Genomic DNA, 25,177 nt, shown 5'->3' with positions numbered 1-25,177 from the left:
GTGAAGTAATCTTGAAATAAAAAATAGTAGTAGTTTCAGGGGTTCTGTAAACACTAACTTCAAACGGAGGTAAGACATGAATTATGAGATTAAAGGGGGCGCATTCCCTATAGTTGTGTGCCATCTTGAAGATGGGGAACAAATGATTACTGAAAAAGGCTCTATGGTCTGGATGAGTCCAAATATGCAGATGGATACATCAGGTGGTGGCATTGGGAAAATGTTTTCCAAGGCATTTTCAGGGGAAAGTATGTTTCAAAACATTTATAAGGCACGAGGAGCAGGACTTATCGCGTTTGGTTCCAGTTTTCCGGGGAAGATATTGCCTCTTGAAATCACACCTGCCAGTGGAATGATTGTGCAAAAGAGCGCATTTCTTGCGTCTGAAGCAGCAATAGAGCTTTCGATTCACTTTAACAAAAAGCTGGGGGCAGGCCTTTTTGGTGGCGAAGGGTTCGTTATGCAAAGGTTGTCAGGGAGAGGAGTGGCCTTTATTGAGATTGACGGAGAATTGGTGGAATATCAGCTAGAGACTGGTCAGAAAATTATTGTAGATACGGGAAATGTTGCCGGATTTGAAGTGGGTGTGCAGATGGAAATACAGCAGGTGCCCGGTCTGAAAAATAAATTGCTGGGAGGTGAGGGGATATTCAATACTGTACTCACCGGCCCGGGCAAAATCTGGCTGCAGACCATGCCAATCTCCAGTGTAGCAGCATCCATACGTCCATTCATACCGAACGGGGACTCCTGATAGCAGGATAGCAAAAGCGGTTGGAAAGACATCAGTACCTTTCCAGCTGTTTTTTTAGTTTTTAAGTAATAAATGATTTGACGGCCGGGGTTTCTTTAAACTATACTTAGAAGTAATATAAAAGGAAGTTTTTAGAATATTCTGAAAACGAACCGCAAAGGGGTCAGACCCTTTTGATGACCCTATTGATGAGAAAGGAGTTTTATATGAGATTGATGATTGCATCAGATATTCACGGTTCTGCATTTTACTGCAGACAGATGCTGAATGCATATGAGAGAGAAAAGGCGGACAGGCTATTGCTACTGGGTGACATTCTATACCACGGACCACGCAATGATCTGCCAAGAGAATATGCTCCCAAAGAGGTGATAGGAATGCTGAATTCCGGCAGAGAGAATCTGCTGTGTGTGCGGGGAAATTGTGATACAGAAGTGGATCAGATGGTGCTGAAGTTTCCAATTATGGCAGAATACTGTTTGTTGAATTTGGACGGTCAGACAATTTTTGCCGCTCACGGGCATAATATGAACCCAGACCATCTTCCAATGTTGAAAAAGGGGGACATTTTGCTCAATGGGCATACCCATATTCCAGCATGTGAAGAGAGAGAAGAATATATTTATATGAACCCGGGTTCGGTTTCTATCCCAAAAGAGAATTCAGCGCATAGCTATATGATATATGATGAACATTTATTTGAATGGAAAGATATGAATGGAGAGGTGTACAACACATGGAAGACAAATACGCACTGCTGATTGATGCAGATAATGTTTCTGCGAAATATATCAAGCCCATACTTGACGAGTTGTCTAAATATGGAAATGTGACATACAAAAGGATATACGGAGACTGGACCAGTACGTACAATTCCAGCTGGAAGGAGGAACTTCTGCAGAATTCTATCACACCGATACAACAGTTTAGCTATACACACGGCAAAAATGCCACTGATTCTGCCATGATTATCGATGCTATGGATATGCTCTATACAAGCGACCTGGAAGGATTTTGTCTGGTATCAAGTGACAGTGATTTTACAAAGCTTGCCAGCCGACTTCGAGAGAGCGGGAAGACAGTAATTGGCATGGGGGAGGATAAAACTCCCGCACCATTTAGAAAAGCCTGCGACATTTTCACAGTTTTGGAGCTGCTGCTGGAAGATAATACTATAGAAAAAGAAGAAAAGAGTGCAGTACATGCAACGGCCAGAGAAAATAAGAAGAATCACACGGATGTGGTTTCTAAGAACGAGATAGAAGAGGCCGTTGTTAAGATTATTACAGAAAACCAGAACAATGACAGAGAAACCGGTCTGGGTGAAGTGGGGAGTCGCCTGGTCAAACTATACCCTGATTTCGATGTGCGCCGTTACGGGTACAGTCTGCTGTCAAAGTTTCTTGAAACATTTCCGAAGCTGAATCTGACTCAGGATGGAACACAGGTTAGTGTCACATTGTATGAGGATAAAAGTAAAGAAGATATGCTGGAAGAATATATTATTATGCTTGTACAAAACGCAGGTACACAGGGTGTGTCATTGGGCACTCTGGGAAATAAAATCCGAAATCAGTTTGGGGATTTTAAAGTAAGAGATTATGGGTTTTCCCAGTTTAAGCAATATATACAAAGTTTTTCTAAGATTCGGATTCGAGATGACGGGGAACAGAATTGGGCGGTTTATAACAAGAATTTAAAAGCCGACTAACAAATTCACGTTAAATTGTCAGAATTGCTGGAAAACGGACTGCAAAAGGGACTGACCCCCTCAGCACCCATGCCGTGTAGGAATAGTTGAAAGAGATGAACGAAAAGAAAGGAGTGACAGCACCATATGATGACAGGTTTAGAGCGAAGGGAAGCAATAATCAATCAAATAAAAAGTAGTACCGTTCCGATATCCGGCAGTACGTTGGCAAAGGAATATGAAGTGAGCCGTCAGGTTATTGTGCAGGACATTGCTTTGATTCGGGCATCCGGTTATGATATTTTGTCTACGAACCGTGGATATGTATTGCACATGCCTCACGTAGCGTATAGAATATTTAAGGTTCATCATACAGACGAGGAGCTGGAGCAGGAGTTGTGTTCCATTGTAGACTTGGGAGGCTGTGTGGCAAATGTGATGATTAATCACCGGGTATATGGTCATCTGGAAGCTGAACTTAACATTAATTCCAGAAGAAAGGTGATGGAATTTCTGGAAGATATCAGGAGAGGAAAGTCCAGCCCTCTCAAAAACATTACATCAAATTATCATTACCACAGGGTAGAGGCTGAGAACGAGGAAACCCTTGATATGATAGAAGAAATGCTTCGCAGAAAAGGCTACCTTGTGCATATGGAGGAATCAGATTATGGAACAACAAAAGGCTTATGCAAGAGTAATTGAACACTTCAGGAAAAGAATAATTTCGGGAGATTTTAAGCCAGGGGATAAACTGCCGCCTGAAAGAGAGATTGCAGAAATGCTGCATGTCAGCAGACATTCGGTTCGTGAAGCAATACGTATTATGGATATGGCAGGAATTATATCCTCCAGACAAGGGTCCGGCAATTATATTACCTGTGAATTTCAGAAGAGTATAACTGAGACAATGGCGATGATGGCTGCCATGAATCAAATTGATCACAGACAGATCAGTCAAGTTCGATACTCACTGGAAAGACTGGCTTTTTCGCTTGCACTGGACAATGGGGACGAGAGAAGTATTAAGCAGATGGAGGAGTACGTAGCCAGATTGGATAAAAGTACGGATGACAAAGTAAATGCCCAATTAGACAAAAGAATACATTATACACTTGCAGAAGCGTCCGGAAATACGCTTCTTCTTAATATTCTGGAGGCCTGTTCCGGAGTTATCGATGAGTTTATTAAAGACATGAGGTATGAAATTCTTCGCACGGAGGAACAAAAAGGAATGCTGAATGAGTGTCACAGGGAGCTTGTCCAAGGTATGAAGGAAAAGAATGAGGAAAAGGGACAAAAAGCATTAAGGGAGCATTTTGACATGATAGATAACATTTTGGACAAGGGACAGCAATATCGTTAAAATATAAATATACACGTGAAAAAATAAACAAATATTGACATATAATTACCGTCATTTTATACTAAATATATAATGAATTGGTGGCACCAATAGTAAAATAACTTCAGTAGTTTACGACTGAAGTTATTTTATGGGAAAATTGGTACAACCAATTTATGGATAATATGGTAATATAGGAAAGGCGGATTATATATATGAAAATTCTTGTTTGTATTAAACAGGTACCCGAGAGTAACAGAGTAGAGGTGGATCCTGTTACAGGTGTTTTAAAAAGAGACGGGGCAGCATCAAAGATGAATCCTTATGATTTGTATGCTCTTGAAACAGCGCTTCGGATTAAGGAAAAGATGGGAGGAAGTATCCAGGTTATATCTATGGGACCGCCTCAGGCAAAGCAGGTAATACGCGAGGCATTTGCTATGGGAGCTGACGGAGGCACCCTTTTGTCAGACAGAAGATTTGGCGGTGCAGATGTTCTCGCCACCAGTTACACACTGGCCCAGGGAATTAAAGCCTGCGGAGATTTCGACCTGATTCTCTGTGGGAAGCAGACCACAGACGGAGATACAGCCCAGGTAGGGCCTGAAATATCTGAATGGCTCAGCATCCCCAGTGTAGCAGATATTGTAGAGATACAAAGAGTTGAGAATGATGGAATTACAGTTAGCATGGATCTTCCCGGGGAAATAGAGGTTGCAAAAGTAAAATTCCCTTGTCTGCTGTCTGTAGATAAAGATATTTTCCAGCCAAGGCTTCCCTCTTATGTGAAAAAGACAGAGACAAAGGACCGTGACATACAGGTATTGTCACTGGATGATATGCAGGATAGTAACGAGAAGCATTACGGCTTAAACGGCTCACCAACCCAAGTGCAGAAGATATTCCCACCGGAAGTTAATGATAAGAAGGAAGTATGGGAAGGCACCGGTGATGTTTTGGCAGAAAAACTATTTGAAAAAATAGTAGAAATGAAATTCGCATAAGGAGGACGAAAAGAGTATGGCTAAATTAATCGTACATCAGGAGAAGATTAAGGATAATAAAGAACTGATTCAAATATGTCCTTTTAAAGCAATGGAGGAGCAGGATGGAAAGGTTGTCATCAATGCAGCCTGCAGGATGTGCCGCCTCTGTGTAAAAAAGGGAGCCAAAGGCGCAGTTGAATATGTTGAGGATCAGGTAAAGGAAGAGATAAACAAAGATGAGTGGAAGGGAATCGCTGTCTATGTGGATCACGTGGATGGTGTGATCCATCCGGTCACATTCGAGCTTATCGGTAAGGCCAGAGAGATGGCAGACGAGGTTGGCTATCCCGTATATGCACTATTCATGGGCCGTAATATCGAAGAAAAGAGCCGGGAGCTTTTACACTACGGTGCCGACAAAATCTATGTTTACGACGAACCGGAATTGGGGCGATTTGAAATGGAACCCTACGCCGCTGTTTTTGAAGATTTTATTAACAAGGTAAAGCCCTCTTCCATATTAGTTGGTGCAACCACCGTAGGTCGCCAGCTGGCACCCAGAGTTGCTGCCAGGATGAAAACAGGGCTGACTGCGGACTGTACGATTCTTCAGATGAATGAAAATACAGATCTGTCCCAGATTAGACCGGCATTCGGCGGAAACATCATGGCGCACATTAAGACACCAAATCACCGTCCACAGATGGCAACAGTCAGATATAAGATTATGAACGCACCGGAACGTATGAACCAGGAGTCAGGCGAAATTGTCAACGGTATAATTGACCGTAAAAAATTAGATTCAAATATAAAAGTATTGGACATTGTACCAAAGAAAAAAGAGAAATTTATAGAGAACTCCGATGTTCTGGTTATTGCCGGCCGGGGAGTAAAGAAAAAAGAAGACCTGAAGATGCTGGAAAAACTGGCGGATCTCCTGGGCGGACAGCTGGCATGTACAAGACCCATGGTAGAAAACGGATGGATGGATGCAAAGTATCAGGTTGGCTTAAGCGGGCGTACTGTGCGGCCGAAGCTGATTATTACCTGCGGGGTATCAGGTGCAGTTCAGTTTGCCGCAGGTATGAACCACTCAGAAAATATATTTGCTATCAATAAGGATGCAAAGGCGCCTATTTTTAAGACAGCACATTACTGTATGGTAGGCGATCTTTATGAAGTGGTTCCTCAGCTGATTCAAAAGATAGAAGAGAAGAAAGGAGCATAACCATGGGGGATTATAAAAAGATAGACGAAACGGATATCCGTTATATCAGAGAAATGATAAAAGATAATGAGCGTATCCTGACAGGTGAGCACATTAATGAAGAGTACAGCCATGATGAGCTAAGCGGTACCAGCAGCTATCCCGATATTGTTATACAGGCTAAATCTGCGGAAGAAATATCCAAAGTTATGAAATACGCATACGAGAACACGATTCCGGTAACACCGAGAGGCGCAGGGACAGGTCTGGTAGGATCATCGGTAGCAATGGAACAGGGAATCATGATTGACACAAGTCTGATGAACCAGATTCTGGAGCTGGACGAAGAAAATCTGACAATTACAGTAGAACCCGGGGTTCTGCTTATGGAACTGGCAGCATATGTGGAAGACCACGATTTCTTTTATCCTCCGGATCCAGGCGAAAAATCAGCCACAATCGGCGGAAACATCAGCACCAATGCAGGTGGGATGCGTGCTGTAAAATATGGAGTTACCCGGGACTATGTAATGGGTCTTGAAGTGGTACTTCCAAATGGAGATATCACACAATTTGGTGGAAAAGTAGTGAAAAACAGCTCAGGATATGACCTGAAGGATTTGGTGATCGGTTCTGAGGGAACCCTTGGTTTTATTACAAAAGCTATTCTCAAACTTTTACCTCTGCCGAAAAAGGTTATCAGTCTTCTGATACCATTTCCTACTTTAAAGCAGGCTATCGATACAGTGCCTTTGATTATCAAATCAAAATCCATACCGACAGCCATAGAATTTATGCAGAGAGAAGTTATCATGGATGCGGAAGAATATTTAGGCAAGGCATTTCCAGATAAACAGTCCGATGCTTACCTACTCTTGAAATTTGACGGTAACTCTGTTGAAGAAATTGAAGAAGCATACGACAAGGTGGCAAGGCTCTGTCTGGACCAGGGTGCGTTGGATGTGCTGATTTCAGATACGGAAGAGAGAGAAGAGTCTATTTGGAAAGCGAGAGGTGCATTTCTCGAAGCCATTAAGGGATCCACAACCTATATGGATGAGGTTGATATGGTAGTGCCCAGAAACAGTGTCAATGAAATGGTGACCTATCTCCACAGTCTCCACGATGAAGTGGATGTTCGTATTAAGAGCTTCGGGCATGCAGGCGACGGAAATCTTCATGCTTACATCCTGAAAGATGATTTAAGTGATGAGCAATGGGAAAAAGGGATGAAAGCTGCCATGGAAAAGATTTATAAAAAGGCATACGAGCTTAAAGGGCAGGTATCCGGGGAACATGGCATCGGGTATGCCAAGAAATCATATTTAAAGGAATCTCTTTCGGAAGACAATATTAATCTTATGAATGGTATTAAGAAGGTATTTGATCCGAAAAACATTTTGAACCCTCATAAAGTAGCTCAGCCTTGACATTTTCAAAATGCTGTGATACTGTTTTTTAACAGGACAAATAAAATCAAACGCAATGAAAAAGAGAGTAGCCTACCGGATATCTTACAGAGAAATCCCATCGGTTCTATAGCAGAACCTTAGCTGAGAGGGATGGATGAAAAGCAGGTGAACATGGCTTTTGAGCGGCGCACCGAACAGGGAGCATCATATTTTTTCCGGCAAGGCTGCGAGGGGATCCGCCCTTTACAGCGGAGGGGTGCCTGCATGCACTTAACAAGGTTCTGTCTGTGAGGGCAGAATGAACTAGAAGTGGTAACACGGAATGATCCGTCTTCTTATCTATATTAATTATAGTAAGAAGGCGGTTTTTTACATATTAGGAATCTTCGTTTCCTGGTATGCAAGAACCTTCCGGGGGATGCGCACTACGCAATAATACTAAAGGAGAGATTACTATGTCAGAAAAACCAAAATATTACATTTCTACAGCGATTGCCTATACATCGGGCAAACCACATATCGGGAACACGTATGAAATTATTCTTGCAGATGCGATTGCAAGATACAAAAGAAGTCAGGGTTTTGATGTGTTCTTTCAAACAGGAACAGACGAGCACGGTCAGAAGATTGAGCTCAAGGCGGAAGAAGCAGGCATTACCCCTAAAGAATTTGTGGACAACGTGGCCGGTCAGATTAAGGGAATATGGGATCTAATGGATACCTCCTACGATAAGTTTATCCGTACCACAGATGGGGACCATGAAAAGCAGGTTCAGAAAATATTTAAAAAGCTGTACGATCAGGGAGATATCTACAAAGGCTATTATGAAGGAATGTACTGTACTCCCTGTGAGTCTTTCTTTACAGAGTCACAGCTCGTACACGGGAAATGTCCCGACTGCGGACGTGAGGTCCAGCCGGCAAAAGAAGAGGCCTATTTTTTCAAAATGAGTAAATATGCGGATAGCCTGATTGAGCATATCAACAAGCATCCTGAATTTATTCAGCCTGTATCCCGCAAAAATGAGATGATGAATAACTTCCTGCTTCCCGGCCTGCAGGATCTGTGCGTATCTAGGACATCTTTTAACTGGGGTATACAAGTAGATTTCGATCCAAAACATGTTGTCTATGTATGGCTGGATGCCCTGACAAACTATATTACAGGTATTGGTTATGACTGCGACGGAGACTCAGCAAAGCAGTTTAAAAAATATTGGCCGGCAGATTTGCACCTGATCGGAAAGGACATCATCCGCTTCCATACAATTTACTGGCCTATTTTCTTGATGGCGCTGGATCTGCCTCTGCCAAAACAGATTTTCGGCCACCCGTGGCTTCTCCAGGGAGACGGCAAGATGAGCAAATCAAAAGGAAATGTCCTGTACGCAGACGAACTGGTGGATTTCTTCGGCGTGGATGCAGTGCGCTATTTCGTGCTTCATGAAATGCCTTTCGAAAGTGATGGAGTCATAACCTGGGAATTAATGGTAGAACGCATGAATTCAGAACTGGCTAATACGCTGGGGAACCTGGTAAATCGTACCATATCCATGACGAACAAATATTTTGGCGGTGTGGTGACAGACAAGGGTGCAGCAGAAAAAGTAGACGCGGACCTGAAAGTAGTTACCGATGAAATGCCAAAGGCAGTAGAAGCAAAAATGAATAACCTGCGTGTTGCTGATGCAATCACAGAAATCTTTAATCTTTTCAAACGCTGTAATAAATATATCGATGAAACTATGCCCTGGGTACTTGCAAAGGATGAGGCAAAAAGAGACAGACTGGAAACCGTGCTCTGGAATTTGATAGACAGTATATCTACAGGTGCAGGGCTTCTTAAATCCTTTATGCCCTCCACCGGCGAAAAAATCCTGTCCCAGTTAAATGGCGGACATGTCACAGAGAAGCCGGAAATATTGTTCCAGAGACTGGATCTCGACGAGGTTATGAAGAAAGTAGAAGAACTTCATCCGTCTGTAAATGAAGAAGCTAAAGAGGAAGAAGATGTGATTAATATAGAGGAAAAACCAGAAATTACATTTGATCAGTTTGAAACAATGCAATTTCAGGTAGGTGAAATTATAGCTTGTGAGAAAGTGCCAAAATCCAGAAAATTACTATGCTCACAGGTAAAAATCGGAAGCCAGATAAAACAAATCGTATCCGGCATTAAAGCATATTACAAGCCGGAGGAGCTGATCGGCAAAAAAGTGATGGTACTTGTAAACTTAAAGCCTGCAAAACTGGCAGGCGTATTATCAGAAGGAATGATTCTCTGCGCAGAAGACAAGGACGGAAATCTGTCAATAGTAACTCCAGAAAAAGACATGCCTGCAGGAGCAGAAATACGGTAAAGGGGTCAGACCCTTTTACCGCCCTTTTTCAGAATTGTTTTCGAATTCTAACAATAGAATGGAGAAAACTTGACCAAGAGCCGTAATAATACAGACAATTCACCAAAAAATATACAATAATAAATTTATTTATGAAAATGATATAAAATGCATTGACAAATAGAACGAGCCATGTTACTATGTAATCAATCCAAAAGAGATATTAAAAGTCTCTTAAAGGATATTATCAAATAGAACATCAAATAAGAGATGTTCATTGATTAAATATTAGCATAAGGAGGCAGAGGTCCAATGGACAGTGTAGCATCATTTACAATTCAATATGTTAGTGGTACGGCAGATGAAGGTTCCTGTGAAGAAGAGACCTTTACCAACTAAAGATAAAGGAGTCCAGTACATAGAATAATAATAATTCTAATCGGAGAGTTCAAGAAACTGGATGAACAACAATGATTTAACATTTGCCAATGTATTGAATATAGATACCACGTATAACAAAAGTTCTCAAATGTGTAAAGAAACATGAAGAGGATGTCGTTTCAAAGAAGTGTTAGAGTTATAGGATAAATAGCGTAATAGTCTTTTGGAATATTGCAGCACAATACTGCAGAAGACAAAAGGTTATAGGATGAATAACTTAGAATTACACTTAGAACTTATGAATCGGCACCGGGAACGAAAGTAACCGGATTTTAGTTATAAACTAATTTGGATATTGAAACAGGAGGTTAAATAAGCCAGTATTAATAAACAGATTGAAGTTTCAATAGACAAAGTGGTAAAGGTCTTACAGGAACACAAATCAGACGATTTCTCTGATTTATAAAATATATATTATGAGAAAACTAAATAAAAATTAAAATGCATCTTCAATGCTAATTGAGGATGCATTTTTTTGACATTATGGGGTGCTTATGGTAAACTAGGTTCAGAATTATCTGCACAGGTGCGTATAAACGGGCGTATGCCGGATAAAGAATATAGTTAACTATCCTGAAAACCATTAGGAGTATAAATAATATTAACGAGGTGAGTGCTGTGGATAAGTACGAATATAAGTTAAAGACAGAACAGATGCTTGAACTTATGGAAAGCGGTGCATATAGTAAAGCGGCAGAGATTGCAGATGTCATAGACTGGAAAAGAGTCAGAAATGTAACAATGTTGATGAATGTCAGCGATATATATGAAAAGAGCGGGTATTATCAAAAAAGTTATGAGGTATTGAATATTGCTTATCACCGTGCAGAGGGCAGCAGGAAAGTACTTTACCGTTTGTGTGCGCTGGCGCTTAAGACAGGCAATGTGGATGAGGCCATAGATTATTACGATGATTTTATGCAGATAGCTCCAAAAGATCCAAACCAGCATGTTTTAAAGTATAAGATACTTAGAGCGCGCAGAGCGCCAATTGAGCAGCAGATAGAGGCACTTGAGGAATTTAAGAAAGCAGAATATATTGAAGAGTGGGCATTTCAACTTGCAAAGTTGTACCAGGAAGCGGGAATGACTGCAGAGTGTCTGGAGGAATGTGATGATTTGATTCTCTGGTTCAGTGAGGGAAAGTATGTTTATAAAGCAATGGAATTAAAGATGCAGTATAAGCCGTTGACTCCGTCACAGCAGGAGCGGTATGACCATCGCTATGAAAAAGTTGAAGCGGAGACAGAGCAAATTCCTGACTTAACACAATATCAGGCAAGCATGATAGATGCGGCCAAGAATAATATAAAGACTGGAGAAGAAAAGGCAATTAGGGAAGTTGCTGAAGAAGCTGCTCCCGAGGAACAGGTTCCGGAGGAAGAGACTGAGAAGTCTATTGACGAATCAGAACCGGCCAATGAAGACAAGAGTATACAGAAGCTGACTAAAAAGGGCATCGGCAGTACAATGAAACTGGAGGATGCTTTGCAGAGACTTTTGAAGCCTAAGGATAAAAACATGGCTGAAGACAAAAATGAATCAGATAATGACGACACATCAGAGAATGATGAAAATGTTTCTGGTCTGGAGGATGAAATTGAAGAGATTGAGTCAGTAATAGATCTCGAGCTTGTAAATGAACTTACAGGGAAAAGTGATAAAGAAAAGTCGTTTGACACAGATCTGGAGGAACTAAAGGCAGAACCGTTTGAGGAGGATGAGAAAGTTGAAGAATCTGAAGCTGTAAATGCTAAGAATCCAGAACCTGAGGATATAGATTCTGAAGATAAGGAACCGAAAAATATAGAGCCAAAAGATGTAGAACCAGAGAATGCAGGAGCAGAGTCTGGTGTGCCGGAAGACGACGAGCAGGTTGATGGACAGATTAGTATTGAAGATATTCTGTCGGGCTGGGACAGAGAAGAAGAACCGATAGAAGAGGTTAAGATGGAAGATAAGCAAAAAGAAGAGGCTGAGTCGGAGACAATACTGCCTACAGATATACAGCGTATGATCGATGAAATTGAGGGAGTGTTCCCTGAAGAGACAGAGCCGGTGCAGACAAGGACATCCGCTAAAGAAGATATGGAAGATGAACTAAAAGATTTTGTTGATGACCTGCCGGAGGAAGTTGAAGAAACTGATGATGAGTTGATTGAAGATGATCCTGAAGAAGAACTTTATGATGAAAGGTCTGACGAATCGGAAGAAGAGTCTTCCGAGGATGACTATGGGGAATTGGAAGAAGGTTCTTACGAGGAGGATTATGAGGAGCCTGAAGAAGACTATTTCGAAGATGACTATGAGGAACTGGAAGAAGGTTCTTATGAGGAGGACTATGAGGAGCCTGAAGAAGACTATTCCGAAGATGACTATGAGGAACTGGAAGAAGATTTTGACGAGGGGGATTATGAGGAACCTGAAGAGAAATATGATGAGTATGGTGACCGGATAATCGCCGAAGATGATCTGAAAGATATTGAGGCCAGCTTTGAAGAAGAATTCCGCCCGAAGCCAGAGCATATCAACGAACCGGATGACAGGGAAATTCCTGATGATGACGATGATGGTATAGATATTATGTCTGCGACAACTCCGCTGAGCCGTAAGGAGACGGCGAAGCTGATTGCTACAGGAAAGACAGCACCACTTCCCCTGGACGATATTTCCAATGCCCTTTCAATGTCTGATACTGGATTCATTGTACATGGACGCTATGAACTGGAAACCCAGAGTGGTGTCGGAACGAGGGCAGGGCTTACAGAAGAACAGAAGAAGCTGTTTTCATATTTTGTGCCTGTGAGAGGAATGAGCGAACAGCTTGTGGATGTTCTTGAACAGGACCGCAATTGTACAAATCGACAGGGAACTTCCAATACAGGTAATTTACTGATTATAGGAAATAAAGGAAATGGAAAAACTGTTCTGGCTGTAGATGTTGTGAAGGCGATTCAGAAACAAAGAGATATCCACCAGGGCAAAGTGGCAATTATAACAGGTGATTCACTGAACAAGAAAAGGATCAGCGATATATTTGCAAAGCTTCACGGCGGGGCATTGATTATTGAAAAGGCCGGTAAGCTGAATGAGAAAACAGTGGCAAGGATGAACAAGGCTATGGAACAAGATACCGGAGAGATGCTGATTGTACTTGAGGAACAGAGAAAACCTCTGGACAGACTGCTCTCATCTAACAGGCAGTTCCGCAGAAAGTTTACAGCCCGCCTGGAGGTACCTGTTTTTATTAATGATGAACTTGTAACATTCGGCCAGACCTATGCCCAGGAAAATGGCTATCGGATCGATGAGATGGGAATCCTGGCACTTTACAGCAGAATTGATGCTCTGCAGAGGGAAGACCATGCGGTATCGATTGCTGAGGTAAAGGATGTCATGGACAGTGCTATGGACCACTCACAGAAGGCATCCGCCAAGAAACTGGTAAAGCGGGTATTTGGGAAAAATACAGATGATTCCGACAGAATTATATTGACAGAAAAAGATTTCAATGCTTAAGGTAAATAAAAGCATAAAATCAGCAGGCAGGCTCTTTATGGGTCTGTCTGTTTTTATGTATATAGAATTGGGTTTGCCTTTATTTTTTCGGTCGTTTCAAGTATAATGATAAGTATAAAATACGAGCTGTGAGGTGGGTTTATGGGGAAAAGTAAAACTGTACGGAAAAAGACAAATGCATATGAAATTGGGGAACTGGATGAGTATTTGTTTGGACAGGGAACTCATTATGAGATTTATAAAAAACTTGGTGCTCACAAAGTAACAGCGAGGGGAAAAGAAGGGATATATTTTGCAGTCTGGGCTCCGAACGCAAGGCGGGTGTCTGTCGTGGGCGATTTCAACGACTGGTGTTTTGAAAAGAATTATATGAAGCGCCAGGGAGAGATTGGCATATATACCTGCTTTATCCCAGGGAGGCAGCAGGGCGAATTATACAAATTTTGCATAGAAACTACACAGGGAAAACGTATATTTAAAGCAGATCCATTTGCCACCTATGCTGAGCTGCGGCCGGGGACCGCATCACGTATTATGGATGTTTCCCATCTAGCCTGGACTGATGAAGTCTGGATGAAAAGCAGAATAGAGTGGGAGAATAAGAATAATCCCCTTTCAGTGTATGAAGTTCATATGGGGTCATGGATGAGGCATCCGGACAGGGAGGATAAAGGTTTCTACACATACAGGGAATTTGCCGGGGAAATCGCAAAGTATGTCAAAGATATGGGCTATACACATGTAGAGCTGATGGGCATCTTAGAACATCCTTTTGACGGCTCCTGGGGGTATCAGGTGACAGGATATTATGCACCTACATCCAGATATGGAACGCCGGAAGACTTTGCCTATATGATTAATTACCTTCATAAAAACAAGATTGGAGTTATACTCGACTGGGTACCGGCCCATTTTCCCCGAGATGCACATGGACTTGCTCTTTTTGACGGGACCCCGGTATTTGAATATGCAGATCAGAGAAAAGGAGAGAATCCCGACTGGGGGACGAAAGTGTTTGATTATGGCAAACCGGAGGTGCGAAATTTCCTTATAGCTAATGCGTTGTTCTGGATTGAGCACTATCACGTGGACGGTCTGCGGGTGGATGCTGTGGCTTCTATGCTTTACCTCGACTATGGAAAAAAGGAAGGGCAGTGGATTCCGAATAAATTCGGAGGAAATGAGAATCTGGAGGCAGTTGCATTTTTTAAACATTTGAATTCTGTAGTCCTGGGCAGAAACCCCGGAGCTATGATGATTGCAGAGGAATCTACCGCATGGCCCAGGGTCACAGGTGCACCGGAAGATGGCGGCCTGGGCTTCAGTCTGAAATGGAATATGGGATGGATGCATGATTTTACGGAATATATGAAGCTGGACCCTCTGTTTCGCAAAAATGTACATTACCAGATGTCATTTTCTATTGAATATGCATACAGTGAAAATTATATACTAGTGTTGTCCCATGATGAAGTGGTACATTTGAAACGTTCCTTGATTAATAAAATGCCAGGAAATGGATTTGACAAGTTTGCAAATCTAAAGGTTGCCTATGCATTTATGATGGGCCATCCGGGGAAGAAACTGCTTTTTATGGGCCAGGAGTTTGGGCAGCTTCGCGAATGGAGCGAAGAACGGGAACTGGATTGGTTTTTACTGGCAGAGGAGCCTCACCGGCAGATACAGAGATTTTATAAGGATTTGCTTCATTTGTATAAGAAGAACAGGGCTTTGTATGAGCTGGATAACGAACCAAAGGGGTTTGAATGGATCAATAAAGACGACACCTTCCGGAGCATTTTTAGCTTTGTAAGACATTCAAGGGATAGTGAAAAAAATCTCTTGTTTGTATGTAATTTTACACCTGTGGAGCGCTCTGATTACAGAGTAGGGGTGCCGAGGAAAAAGCAGTATAAACTGATACTCAACAGCGATGAGAAAGAATATGGGGGTACAGGTGAAGAAAGGCCGGTTATATATAAAGCTGAGACAAAGGAATGTGACGGCAGGGCTTACTCTTTTGCTTATCCGCTGCCGGGATACGGAGTTGCGGTATTTGAATTTTGAGTTATCGAATTAGAATATATTTAGGAAAAGAAGATTTAAAGAGGAAAAGTCCTGCAGAAACACAGAACTTTTCCTCTTTTTCGAATATAGGCCCATGTGATATTTTGGGTATCAGGCCCTCTTTTTTTCTTTTGTACGTTTTATGACTTTTAACCGTGTAAATTCTTCCCGTTCTTTTTCCTCCAATGCGTTTGTAATATCGTACACCAGCTGGGAATATTTTGGAATTGTAATATTCTGCAAGGCGTTTGCACGCTTCTGAGTCTTTTTTATATTAGCTGCCAGACGGTAGGCAGCATTTTCTACCATAGCTAGTTTGATAGTCAATTTCTTTACCTTTCGAAAGGCTTGTACAGCAATGTCTATAGATTCCTTCGTTGTGTGGAAGGAGTAGGTGGGGGCGTTATTTCTGGGAGTATATTTCACATGAGGAATCTCGGTACCCATAATGCTTCGAGTCTGTATTGTGATGGAATTTTCGATAGGTATGGTATAAGCGAGCTGGGAAACCATACTGATACCATGCTCAATATTAGCACGCTGCAGACAGTGGTAGGCATAGGTAAAGGTACTGTCTATTTCATCCTGGATGTCTCGGGCTTCGTCAATTAAATTCATCAGTTCACGAATCAGGATATTTCTCTTTCTGTCCATCAGATCATAGCCCTGCCGGGCTAGGGCAAGAGAATTCCTGGCTAGCATGAGATTCCCTTTTGTAGGAAAAGTACGTGGATCCATATGTGTCCTCCTCTCTAATGTTTTCTTCCAATTATCAGTACCCGAAGGGCCGGCTCGATTACGTCCTTCCAGTTAGTTTCAGAATATTCTGAAAACGGCTTGCAAAAGGGACAGTCCCCTTTAAAAGTACTTATCGAGTATTTTTGTATCTACTCTGTCCAGTTCTTCTTTTGGCAGCAGCCGTAACAGTTCCCATCCCAGATTTAATGTTTCCTCTATGCTGCGGTTTTCCTGCTGTCCCTGGCCGATATATTTTTCTTCAAAGGCTGTTCCAAATTCCAGGTATTTTTTATCGATTGGCGAAAGCTCATCTTCTCCGATGACAGATGCCAGATTTCTGGCATCACCTACTTTTGCGTAGGCAGAGAAGAGCTGGTTTGCCAGATCCTGGTGGTCTTCCCGGGTATAACCTTCTCCGATACCGTCTTTCATGAGGCGGGAGAGGGAGGGCAGAATGTTGATTGGAGGGTAGATGGACTGTCCATGAAGCCCTCGTTCCAGTACAATCTGACCTTCGGTAATATAACCGGTCAAATCAGGAATGGGATGGGTGATATCATCGTTTGGCATGGTCAGTATGGGAAGCTGGGTCACGGAACCTTTTGCCCCCTGTATAATACCGGCTCGTTCGTATATGGAAGCAAGCTCGCTGTAGAGATATCCGGGAAATCCTTTCCGGCTGGGAATTTCTCCCTTGGAAGAGGAGACTTCCCGGAGGGCCTCGGCAAAGGAGGTCATGTCGGTAAGAATAACCAGAATATGCATGTTCTGATCAAAAGCCAGATATTCCGCTACGGTAAGAGCTACTTTTGGTGTTATGAGGCGCTCCACCACAGGATCATTTGCCATATTCAGGAACATGGCAACATGATCGGAGACTCCATTTTCTTCAAAAGTGCGGCGGAAAAAGTCAGCCACATCATGTTTGACACCCATAGCTGCAAATACGATTGCAAACTGTTCATCAGAGTCCTCGCCGAGAGATGCCTGCTTTACGATTTGGGCAGCAAGCTGGTCGTGTGGAAGTCCGTTTCCAGAAAAAATAGGGAGTTTCTGTCCACGAATCAGTGTTGTCAATCCGTCGATGGCGGAAATGCCGGTGTTGATATAGTTACGTGGATACTCCCGCTTAACGGGATTAAGGGGCAGGCCGTTTACATCTCTTTTTAGAGTAGATGTAAGCTGCCCCAGGTCATCGATTGGGCGGCCGATACCATCGAAGGTGCGCCCCAGCATCTCTGGTGAAAGGGCAATTTCCATGGGATGCCCTGTGAGGCGGGTATGGGTATTCTTTAAGGACATGCTTCCGGTTCCTTCGAATACCTGTATCACTGCTTTGTCTTCATAGACCTCGACAATACGCCCAATTTTATGCTCTGTGTCGCCCACGACAAATTCTACGAGTTCATCGTAAAAGGCATCCTGAACTCCCTCCAGAGCTACCAGGGGGCCATTAATGCTGCTGAGTCCTAAATATTCTATTGCCATAAGACGTGTCTTCCTCCTTAAGCATTCTTTTCCAGTACTCGTTGATAAAAGGCATCAATGTCACGCAGGTACTGGGCAAACAATTCCGGTTTGTCATTTGGCACATCATATTTAATAGCAATGACCCTGTCGAAAATATCCTCTGATTTCAATACAGACATTGGATGCCCCATAGTTACAAGTGAACGGGATTGTTTGTAGAGATATAAAATCGTGTCCATCATGAGAAATTGCTTTTCCATGGAAACACAAGTATCATCTTTGTGAAAAGCGTTCTGCTGCAAAAATCCCAGCCGAATGACACGGGAAATCTCAAGCACCAGCTTTTGATCATCAGGCAGCACATCACTTCCGATGAGTTTCACAATTTCCAGAAGACTGCTTTCCTGATTCAAAAGAGCTATCAGGCGGTTGCGGTAGTCTACAAATTTAGGAGAAACATTGTCGTGATACCAGGAGGCCAGATCACCCAGGTATTCACTATAACTTGTCAGCCAGTGGATAGCTGGAAAATGTCTCGCATATGCCAGGCTCTTATCCAATCCCCAGAAACAGCGGACAAAACGTTTTGTATTCTGGGTGACAGGCTCGGAAAAATCACCGCCCTGGGGTGAAACAGCGCCGATAATTGTGACAGAGCCGATAGTGTCATTCAGATTCTGCATCATGCCGGCTCTTTCATAAAAGGCAGAAAGCCGGGAGGCAAGATATGCAGGAAACCCTTCTTCTGCGGGCATCTCTTCCAGACGGCCGGACAGCTCACGCAGTGCCTCTGCCCAGCGGGAGGTGGAATCCGCCATAATCGCTACATCATAGCCCATATCCCGATAGTACTCCGCCAGCGTCAACCCCGTATAAATACTGGCCTCACGGGCAGCTACAGGCATGTTGGAAGTATTGGCGATAAGAATTGTCCTGTCCATCAATGGATTGCCTGATCTGGGATCTATGAGTTTTCCAAACTCCTCCAACACCTGGGTCATTTCATTTCCCCGCTCTCCGCAGCCGATGTAAACAATAATATCAGCATCGGACCACTTTGCTATCTGATGCTGTGTCATCGTTTTTCCGGTGCCGAACCCACCGGGAATGGCTGCCGTACCCCCTTTTGCAATGGGAAACATGGTATCTATAATACGTTGTCCCGTGACGAGAGGCTTTGACACAGAAAATCTCTCCTGAACCGGTCGTGCAGTACGAATAGGCCAGTGCTGGGTCATAGTCAGCTCCGTTTTTGTTCCATTGTTAAGTTCCAGTGTAATCAGGGTATCCTGAATTGTGTAGTCTCCATCTGGCACAACTTCCACAACGGTGCCCTGAATGTCGGGAGGAACCATACATTTGTGGACAATGGCGTGGGTTTCGGGGACCTCTGCAATAATATCTCCGGGATGAAGATATGCTCCTTTTGAAACGGTAATATGAGTTTTCCATTTCTTGTCTTTGTCCAGGGAATCTACACTGACACCGCGTGTAATAAATGCTCCGCTTGTCTCAGAAATTTTCTCCAGAGGACGTTCGATGCCATCAAAAATATTATTTAAAATTCCAGGGGCAAGGGTCACAGAGACCGGGCTGCCCGATGCAATCACTTCTTCACCGGGATTAAGTCCGGTTGTTTCTTCGTAAACCTGTATCGTAGTTATATCTTTGTCCAGGGCAATAACTTCCCCTACTAGTTTTTCAGTTCCCACATATACCATCTCCGACATGCGGAAGCCGGTATTGCCTCTCAGGTAGATAATGGGACCATTGATTCCGTATATTTTTTCAGTATTAACCAATAGTGCCACCTCCTGAGAAAAAGAATTTGCCATATTCATTTCGAAGAGCTGTTTTAAATGAGTCATCTATTAAAACATTACGGCTTCGAATGACGGCACGGATGCCGCCAGTAAAATCTTCTTTGCTGACTGTAAGCTTTGTCCCGACAGCTTCCTCCAAAGCAGGGAGAAGCTTTTCGTCAGAAGGATTAATATAGATGACGATATCATCCCCGTTTGCAAAAGCTGCTGATTTGCGGATACATTTTATCAGATATTCTTTATAAGCATCTGTTTTCATAAAATCCTGCACCAGGGCGTCGGTTTCCTTAAAAATCTTATCCTTTAACTCCTGCTGAACTTTTCCCTGCACTCTCTTTAGTTCAAGCTGAGAATGAGCCATAGCCTGATTTAACTGAAGCCTGGCATTGATCTTTTCAGCCTTAACCCGGGTTTCAGACTGACGGAGCGCTTCTTCTTTGTGATCTTCTAATACTTTTTGTAATGCTTCCCGGTATTTGTCAATAATGGCATTTCCCTCTGCTCTGGCCTCTCTCATAGAGGTAGTCCGCAGGCGCGAAATTTTCTCTTCCAGATCCAAGTTGGGTACCTCCTTTATGTTCTGTCCTATAGTTTTAGCCCAATTGCCTCTGTAATATAAGAGGTGATAAAGTCTTTTTTACGTCCGGTTCCGTGTCTGTCAGGAATCTCTATAAGAAGAGGCATTTTTCTTTCCAGCCGGAATTCATCGATGATATCGGGGAACTCCTGCCCGAACATTTCTGTGAGGAGAACAATGCCTATGGTTTTATCCTGCAGAACTTTCTGGAGAGCATCGTAGAGCTCTCTGCGCTCATGAACGACGATTCCGTCTACCCCTGCAAGGCGCATTCCTGTATAGGTATCGACATTATCACTGATCAGATACATTTTCATATTACAGTTTACCCAGGATCATAAAGGAGATGATCAGCCCATAGAGGCAGACACCTTCTGCAAGACCTACAAAAATCAGTGACTTACCCAGTACGCTGGAGTCTTCGCTAATAGCTCCTAAAGCCGCACTGGCTGCACTTGCCACGGCAATACCTCCGCCGATACAGGATAAACCGGTAACCAGAGCGGCTGCGAGATAGCCAAGTCCTGTTGCTGTGGATGCGGCAGCGGAAGTGTCAGCTGCCTGCACGTCACCGCCAAACATCATAATAGAGGCAATGGCGAATGCACCAAAAAAGAAAAATGCATTTACACCGATGGTTTTCTTATAGCGCTTTTTGTTCTTTTCTCCAATCAGATAGTAACCAAACGGAATAATAATACTCAGGATTAAAGCTACAATAAAAACAATTTTTGTTGCCAATGTCATAATTAAGGTCCTCCCTACTTTTTCTTTGCTTTTTTTGTTCTCTTAGTATATGGCTCAAAGGCTCTGCCGCCTCCCTTGTAAAAACGGCTGAACATTTCATAATATTCCAGACGAAGTACCTGAATTCCTACAATCAGACCTTCAAAAGCGCATACAAACAGGTTCCCCAGTATAATAACTGCCCAGTTGGGGGAGCCGTTTTCTGCTCCAGCCAAAATAAGCACAACTTCCATGATGGCAGCATGGCTGACTGCAAAGGCACCGATACGGACGAAAGAAAGAGTGTTGGAAAAGTAACTCAACAAGGTCTCAAATAATTCAAAAAATCCCTGTACCAGAAACATGCCGGCACCTTCGTCCATTTTCCTGGCTCGTTTTTGTATTATCTTAGTAATTGGCTCTTTAAAGAGAATGAGCAGAAGGGGTACCCCGAACATAATGCCCATGACAATCCCACCGGGAGTTTTATGACCGGTCATAAATAATACAATCGTAACAACAATGGAAAGATAAAATACAAATCCGGCGAGTCCGTTGGAATCAAACCAGATATTTTCGGTATCTCTGCTCCGGATGGCATTGATAATGTGCAAAATCATTGCTATCAGTATGATTCCCATGCCGAAGGCTACGGATACAATAAAGACTGTATTCAGTTTTCCAATGAAAGGCAATGTGGTCATATGGTCGATAGGCCTCAGCCAGAGAGGCTTGATAATATCTTCAAATCCAAATACACTGCCAAACATAAATCCAAAGATTGTGGAAAGGATGCCTGCTGTTGCTATAATTCCTGCCAGGGGAGCCTTTTTAATATAATAAATGAGGCTGCCGCCGATCAGAAGCAGAAGGCCCTGCCCTACATCCCCAAACATGATACCGAATATGAAAGAATAGGTAAGGCCTACAAATATTGTAGGGTCTATCTCATCATGAGAAGGAAGTCCGTACATTCGGATAAACATTTCAAAAGGTTTAAAAATTCCCGGATTTTCAAGCTTTGTCGGGGGATCACCGAAATAAGTATCTCGATCATCCTCCACTACAACAAATACTTTATCGTCATTTTTTATTTCCTGCAGAAAATTACCTACATCATCTTCAGCCATCCACCCACATAAAATATAATAGTCTTCCTTTTTGTTCTCCATACGGGCAGCCATTTTGCGGACGTCGAAGTTATTGGCCAACTCCTCCAGACGGTCCCTGGCTGCAATGAGCTGGGGGGCCTGGGAGAGAAACATTTCGCCAATGGCTTTATCCAGATCGTCCATCTCCTGGTTCGTATTGTAAATTTCGCGAATACACCTTTGATATTCTTCTGTAGGGGTATCTCGGAATTCATCGGTCAATTCTATTTTTTCAAAATGAAGAGAACGGAATACAGCATCTACCTTTTGGGTGTCCTCCGGAGATAAAAAATAAGCCCCATAGACATAGCTGTCATCTCTTTCTCCCTCTACAAATATGGCACTGAGGTTATCTATCAGATATTTATTCATCTTGTCGAAATATTCGATGGCAATGCGGCCGAATCTGTATGCGATAAACCTGAAATTCAGAATTTGATCCAAATAACAGTCCATTGGCCTGAAAGGTGCGATGATCTGCTGTTTCTTCTTCAAATCATCCATTTTCTTCTTCAGCTTATCTTTCTTTTCCTGAAAACCTGTGTAGTTCTGATTTGCATTTCGGATGACCTCAAACATATCATTGAGAGAAAGTGAATCATCCGGTGTGATATTTTCAGAATCGGGCAGATAGTCTACAAATTGTATTGATTTATTCAGTGCATCCCGGTATGGATTCATTTCCACAAAGGGTCTGAGATCATCAACGGTCTTCAATTCGGAGAGGGCCGACTCCAATTGAATCTCATACCTTGACAGGTAAAGATCAGTCACCCGATCAATATCGTTTTGAGGGCCGGAGATGTTAACGAATTTCATTTTAACAATCATTGAGTTATACCTCCAACATATGCCAGCGTTTCGCCGGGTGTAAGATTATAGCGGATACATTCTATGGCGGTTGTCAGCTTTCTGAGCTCTTCTTCTTTAAGAAACAAGTAGGTATTAATTGTGGCAATGGAATAAGGATTACTCCTTTTGTCCGCCATGTAAAGATGATACAGACAATTGGTGTACATCTGTTCAATCGTCAGGTTTTGCTCAAAATCATAGTGACGTGAATAAGATGTCTTTGCCATGGCCGCAAAAAAATCATCCATATTGGCTGATTCCACAAGTTCCTTTATTAAATCTATAGAGATCTTATAGTGTATGGGAATCAGAAGAGAATAGATATGGGCCGGGGGCATATCGTAGTATTTTTTTGCACGGTATATCCACTGCATGTTCAGTAAATCTATCTGTGAACCGTAATCATGGGTAAAAATCTCCAGTTCTTTCTTCTTCAGTACCTTTTTCCGCACTCTCCATATAGTGGAAAAGTAATATAAATCCAGTGTCAGGTCGTAATCAAATAAGGTGATTGGCTGCCGTTCCTGCAACCTCTTTAACGGCAGATAATATTCCGTTCCCTTCAGATTTTCAACCAGCTCGTCCGTAGTTCTTGATTCAATCAGCTTCTCAATCGAAATGCTGGAATATCTGTCAAAAAACGGCTTCTTGTAATCAATATCAAAGGGCTGTGAATAATGATTGATTACGATGCGAAAACAATAATTGATTAGATCAATTTCATAGCGTTTCATGTAAAGCTTTAAAAATCTACGTTGATCCAGATTGCAGAAGCTAAAGATCTTCCGGTAATCCTGATACAAGGACAGAGTTAAAATCTTCTCGATGTCACCTCTGTGAAGTCTGGTTTGATCGATTGCCTCCAGGGTGCCGGCATAGGAGGAATTTTCCTTGAGATAAGAAAAAACTTCCGGTACACTGTGAAGTCCGACAATCTCTTCAAATTGCTCCGGTTTTAAAAGCTTGGCTTCCATAGCGCGAACTTTCGTCACAATTCCGCTGTAAACAAGTAGATTTCCCATAGACTACACCTCTGTTATCTTCATTAAGATATCCTGAGCATAGTTTGTGTGCTTCTCATCATATTCATGGTGCAAAGCCGTAATGAAATCATTGTTTGCCCCGGTTTGTCCCACAAGGCGGTTTGTCTTGCTGCGCTCCAGTGCCTCTCGTATCTCTGCGATTTTATTCTGTGTCTCTGCCTCAAGCTCTTCGTCAAATTTGCGGCGTGCTTCCTGGTACTCCTCATCCAGGGCAGCTTTCTGTTCTTCCGCGTGATCCACAATGGCAGCGGCAGAAGATTCTATCTCTGTTAATCTCTTTACAATAGAGTCCATAGTAAGCCTCCTGTACTCGTTGTTAGTAATTATCTCTATAATACACCCTTCAGAAAAAAAAGCAAGGAGAGTACACTTGAGTTTCCGCAAAATGTAATTTCAAAAGAGATAACTTCTTCTAAAGTACCAATCTGTCCTATTTTTGAAAAAAATGAAAAGACAGTATTGTGAATAGAGGTACTGAAATAAGCCCCGCCGGAACCGGACTTTAGGAGAATTATTCTTTTATGCCCAATGGGGCAGACCCTCTATCTAAGCGACCAGCTTAAAGCAAAGTTGACGGTATGCCGGACGTTTTGTCCGAAACCAGAGTCTGACGCCCTCTTTCGCATACGACAGTATGCCTGAGATGCCTTTTGCCAATCGGTAATAGCAGAAGAAAACTTTTTCCTTGATGGGATCTGCCGTTTTTATGATTGAAACCTTGAGTGCATTTGTCTCTTCTTCCATTGAGATCAAGGCCAGAAACGCCATGCATAAGGTGATATAAAAGTTAAGTGCATTGATTGCACAAAGCTTCCGTACGCGGAAGTTTTCAAACTGGAACATCTGTTTTTTACAACGGAAATATTCTTCAATTTTCCATCTGGAAAAGTATGTTCGTGCTACACGGATCACATCTTCTTTTGATTCAATTTTTTTATTGGTGGCAAGCATCATTGGATGTTCGGTGATGCCATAAACCAGCACAAGATAAATATCTTTTCTTGATGCAGTAATCTGTACCTTCACATGGGAGAGGT

Annotated in this window: 21 protein-coding genes; 11 read left to right on the top strand and 10 right to left on the bottom strand. The window is 42.6% G+C overall.

Going from position 1 to position 25,177, the window contains the following annotated elements:
* The first annotated feature begins 76 nt into the window (after positions 1-76).
* The 11 genes from BN3456_RS03125 (at position 77) to glgB (ending at position 15,760) form a co-directional block, all read left to right on the top strand.
* Complete coding sequence (locus BN3456_RS03125) at positions 77-754, top strand: TIGR00266 family protein (RefSeq protein ID WP_089982705.1); 678 nt, start codon at positions 77-79, stop codon at positions 752-754.
* A gap of 206 nt (positions 755-960) precedes the next feature.
* Entirely contained in the window at positions 961-1,515 is a 555-nt protein-coding gene (gene yfcE, locus BN3456_RS03120) for a phosphodiesterase (RefSeq protein ID WP_089982704.1), read from the top strand.
* Entirely contained in the window at positions 1,491-2,465 is a 975-nt protein-coding gene (locus tag BN3456_RS03115) for an NYN domain-containing protein (RefSeq protein ID WP_089982703.1), read from the top strand. Before yfcE ends, BN3456_RS03115 begins: the two co-directional genes overlap by 25 nt.
* A gap of 126 nt (positions 2,466-2,591) precedes the next feature.
* Complete coding sequence (locus BN3456_RS03110) at positions 2,592-3,149, top strand: transcription repressor NadR (RefSeq protein WP_347457734.1); 558 nt, start codon at positions 2,592-2,594, stop codon at positions 3,147-3,149.
* The gene (locus BN3456_RS03105; RefSeq protein ID WP_242862786.1) at positions 3,115-3,810 is read left to right on the top strand and encodes a FadR/GntR family transcriptional regulator; all 696 of its coding nucleotides are present in this window, start codon (positions 3,115-3,117) and stop codon (positions 3,808-3,810) included. Before BN3456_RS03110 ends, BN3456_RS03105 begins: the two co-directional genes overlap by 35 nt.
* Positions 3,811-4,004: 194 nt before the next feature.
* Positions 4,005-4,793, top strand: a complete 789-nt coding sequence (locus BN3456_RS03100; protein WP_089982702.1) for an electron transfer flavoprotein subunit beta/FixA family protein — start codon at positions 4,005-4,007, stop codon at positions 4,791-4,793.
* 16 nt (positions 4,794-4,809) lie between these two features.
* A complete protein-coding gene (locus BN3456_RS03095) occupies positions 4,810-6,003 on the top strand; it encodes an electron transfer flavoprotein subunit alpha (protein ID WP_089982701.1) in 1,194 nt (397 codons plus the stop codon).
* Between the two features lie 2 nt (positions 6,004-6,005).
* Positions 6,006-7,412, top strand: coding sequence for an FAD-binding oxidoreductase (locus BN3456_RS03090; RefSeq protein ID WP_089982700.1), 1,407 nt, complete (start codon positions 6,006-6,008; stop codon positions 7,410-7,412).
* Positions 7,413-7,849: 437 nt separating this feature from the next.
* Positions 7,850-9,754 carry a methionine--tRNA ligase gene (metG, locus tag BN3456_RS03085; RefSeq protein ID WP_089982699.1) on the top strand — a complete coding sequence of 635 codons (1,905 nt, stop codon included), beginning with the start codon at positions 7,850-7,852 and terminating at the stop codon, positions 9,752-9,754.
* A gap of 1,038 nt (positions 9,755-10,792) precedes the next feature.
* Positions 10,793-13,693, top strand: a complete 2,901-nt coding sequence (locus BN3456_RS03080; protein WP_242862785.1) for an AAA family ATPase — start codon at positions 10,793-10,795, stop codon at positions 13,691-13,693.
* 141 nt (positions 13,694-13,834) lie between these two features.
* Entirely contained in the window at positions 13,835-15,760 is a 1,926-nt protein-coding gene (gene glgB, locus BN3456_RS03075) for a 1,4-alpha-glucan branching protein GlgB (RefSeq protein ID WP_089982697.1), read from the top strand.
* 111 nt (positions 15,761-15,871) lie between these two features.
* Here the strand turns inward: glgB and BN3456_RS03070 are convergent, their stop codons facing one another.
* The 10 genes from BN3456_RS03070 to BN3456_RS03025 all read right to left on the bottom strand — a co-directional run.
* Positions 15,872-16,498, bottom strand: a complete 627-nt coding sequence (locus BN3456_RS03070; protein ID WP_089982696.1) for a V-type ATP synthase subunit D — start codon at positions 16,496-16,498, stop codon at positions 15,872-15,874.
* Between the two features lie 120 nt (positions 16,499-16,618).
* Positions 16,619-17,986, bottom strand: coding sequence for a V-type ATP synthase subunit B (locus BN3456_RS03065; protein ID WP_089982695.1), 1,368 nt, complete (start codon positions 17,984-17,986; stop codon positions 16,619-16,621).
* 17 nt (positions 17,987-18,003) lie between these two features.
* Positions 18,004-19,770, bottom strand: a complete 1,767-nt coding sequence (locus tag BN3456_RS03060) for a V-type ATP synthase subunit A (RefSeq protein WP_089982694.1) — start codon at positions 19,768-19,770, stop codon at positions 18,004-18,006.
* Positions 19,763-20,350, bottom strand: coding sequence for a V-type ATP synthase subunit E (locus tag BN3456_RS03055; RefSeq protein ID WP_242862784.1), 588 nt, complete (start codon positions 20,348-20,350; stop codon positions 19,763-19,765). The genes BN3456_RS03060 and BN3456_RS03055 overlap by 8 nt, the downstream gene beginning before the upstream one ends.
* A 26-nt stretch (positions 20,351-20,376) precedes the next feature.
* Entirely contained in the window at positions 20,377-20,685 is a 309-nt protein-coding gene (locus BN3456_RS03050) for a V-type ATP synthase subunit F (protein WP_089982693.1), read from the bottom strand.
* Between the two features lies 1 nt (position 20,686).
* Positions 20,687-21,115, bottom strand: coding sequence for an ATP synthase subunit C (locus tag BN3456_RS03045; RefSeq protein ID WP_089982692.1), 429 nt, complete (start codon positions 21,113-21,115; stop codon positions 20,687-20,689).
* A gap of 14 nt (positions 21,116-21,129) precedes the next feature.
* Entirely contained in the window at positions 21,130-23,076 is a 1,947-nt protein-coding gene (locus tag BN3456_RS03040; protein WP_089982691.1) for a V-type ATP synthase subunit I, read from the bottom strand.
* Positions 23,073-24,119: a V0D/AC39 family V-type ATPase subunit gene (locus BN3456_RS03035; RefSeq protein ID WP_089982690.1), complete on the bottom strand. Its 1,047-nt coding sequence runs from the start codon at positions 24,117-24,119 to the stop codon at positions 23,073-23,075. Before BN3456_RS03035 ends, BN3456_RS03040 begins: the two co-directional genes overlap by 4 nt.
* Positions 24,120-24,122: 3 nt before the next feature.
* Positions 24,123-24,434: a hypothetical protein gene (locus BN3456_RS03030; RefSeq protein ID WP_089982689.1), complete on the bottom strand. Its 312-nt coding sequence runs from the start codon at positions 24,432-24,434 to the stop codon at positions 24,123-24,125.
* A gap of 252 nt (positions 24,435-24,686) precedes the next feature.
* The coding region (locus tag BN3456_RS03025; RefSeq protein WP_347457625.1) for a hypothetical protein at positions 24,687-25,177 on the bottom strand (491 nt) is incomplete at its 5' end.

This window comes from Clostridium sp. C105KSO13 (assembly GCF_001517425.1).
In the GTDB taxonomy this organism is placed as follows: Bacteria; Bacillota; Clostridia; order Lachnospirales; family Lachnospiraceae; genus Muricomes.
The sequence above is the reverse complement of the archived record's forward strand: the minus strand, read 5'-3'. Positions and strand labels throughout refer to the sequence as shown.

Bases quoted from the DNA above. Each gene is read 5' to 3' on its own strand.
- BN3456_RS03125 (WP_089982705.1), top strand. From the start codon at position 77: ATGAATTATGAGATTAAAGGGGGCGCATTCCCTATAGTTGTGTGCCAT.
- yfcE (WP_089982704.1), top strand. From the start codon at position 961: ATGAGATTGATGATTGCATCAGATATTCACGGTTCTGCATTTTACTGC.
- BN3456_RS03115 (WP_089982703.1), top strand. From the start codon at position 1,491: ATGGAAGACAAATACGCACTGCTGATTGATGCAGATAATGTTTCTGCG.
- BN3456_RS03110 (WP_347457734.1), top strand. From the start codon at position 2,592: ATGATGACAGGTTTAGAGCGAAGGGAAGCAATAATCAATCAAATAAAA.
- BN3456_RS03105 (WP_242862786.1), top strand. From the start codon at position 3,115: ATGGAACAACAAAAGGCTTATGCAAGAGTAATTGAACACTTCAGGAAA.
- BN3456_RS03100 (WP_089982702.1), top strand. From the start codon at position 4,005: ATGAAAATTCTTGTTTGTATTAAACAGGTACCCGAGAGTAACAGAGTA.
- BN3456_RS03095 (WP_089982701.1), top strand. From the start codon at position 4,810: ATGGCTAAATTAATCGTACATCAGGAGAAGATTAAGGATAATAAAGAA.
- BN3456_RS03090 (WP_089982700.1), top strand. From the start codon at position 6,006: ATGGGGGATTATAAAAAGATAGACGAAACGGATATCCGTTATATCAGA.
- metG (WP_089982699.1), top strand. From the start codon at position 7,850: ATGTCAGAAAAACCAAAATATTACATTTCTACAGCGATTGCCTATACA.
- glgB (WP_089982697.1), top strand. From the start codon at position 13,835: ATGGGGAAAAGTAAAACTGTACGGAAAAAGACAAATGCATATGAAATT.
- BN3456_RS03070 (WP_089982696.1), bottom strand. From the start codon at position 16,498: ATGGATCCACGTACTTTTCCTACAAAAGGGAATCTCATGCTAGCCAGG.
- BN3456_RS03065 (WP_089982695.1), bottom strand. From the start codon at position 17,986: ATGGCAATAGAATATTTAGGACTCAGCAGCATTAATGGCCCCCTGGTA.
- BN3456_RS03050 (WP_089982693.1), bottom strand. From the start codon at position 20,685: ATGAAAATGTATCTGATCAGTGATAATGTCGATACCTATACAGGAATG.
- BN3456_RS03045 (WP_089982692.1), bottom strand. From the start codon at position 21,115: ATGACATTGGCAACAAAAATTGTTTTTATTGTAGCTTTAATCCTGAGT.
- BN3456_RS03040 (WP_089982691.1), bottom strand. From the start codon at position 23,076: ATGATTGTTAAAATGAAATTCGTTAACATCTCCGGCCCTCAAAACGAT.
- BN3456_RS03035 (WP_089982690.1), bottom strand. From the start codon at position 24,119: ATGGGAAATCTACTTGTTTACAGCGGAATTGTGACGAAAGTTCGCGCT.
- BN3456_RS03030 (WP_089982689.1), bottom strand. From the start codon at position 24,434: ATGGACTCTATTGTAAAGAGATTAACAGAGATAGAATCTTCTGCCGCT.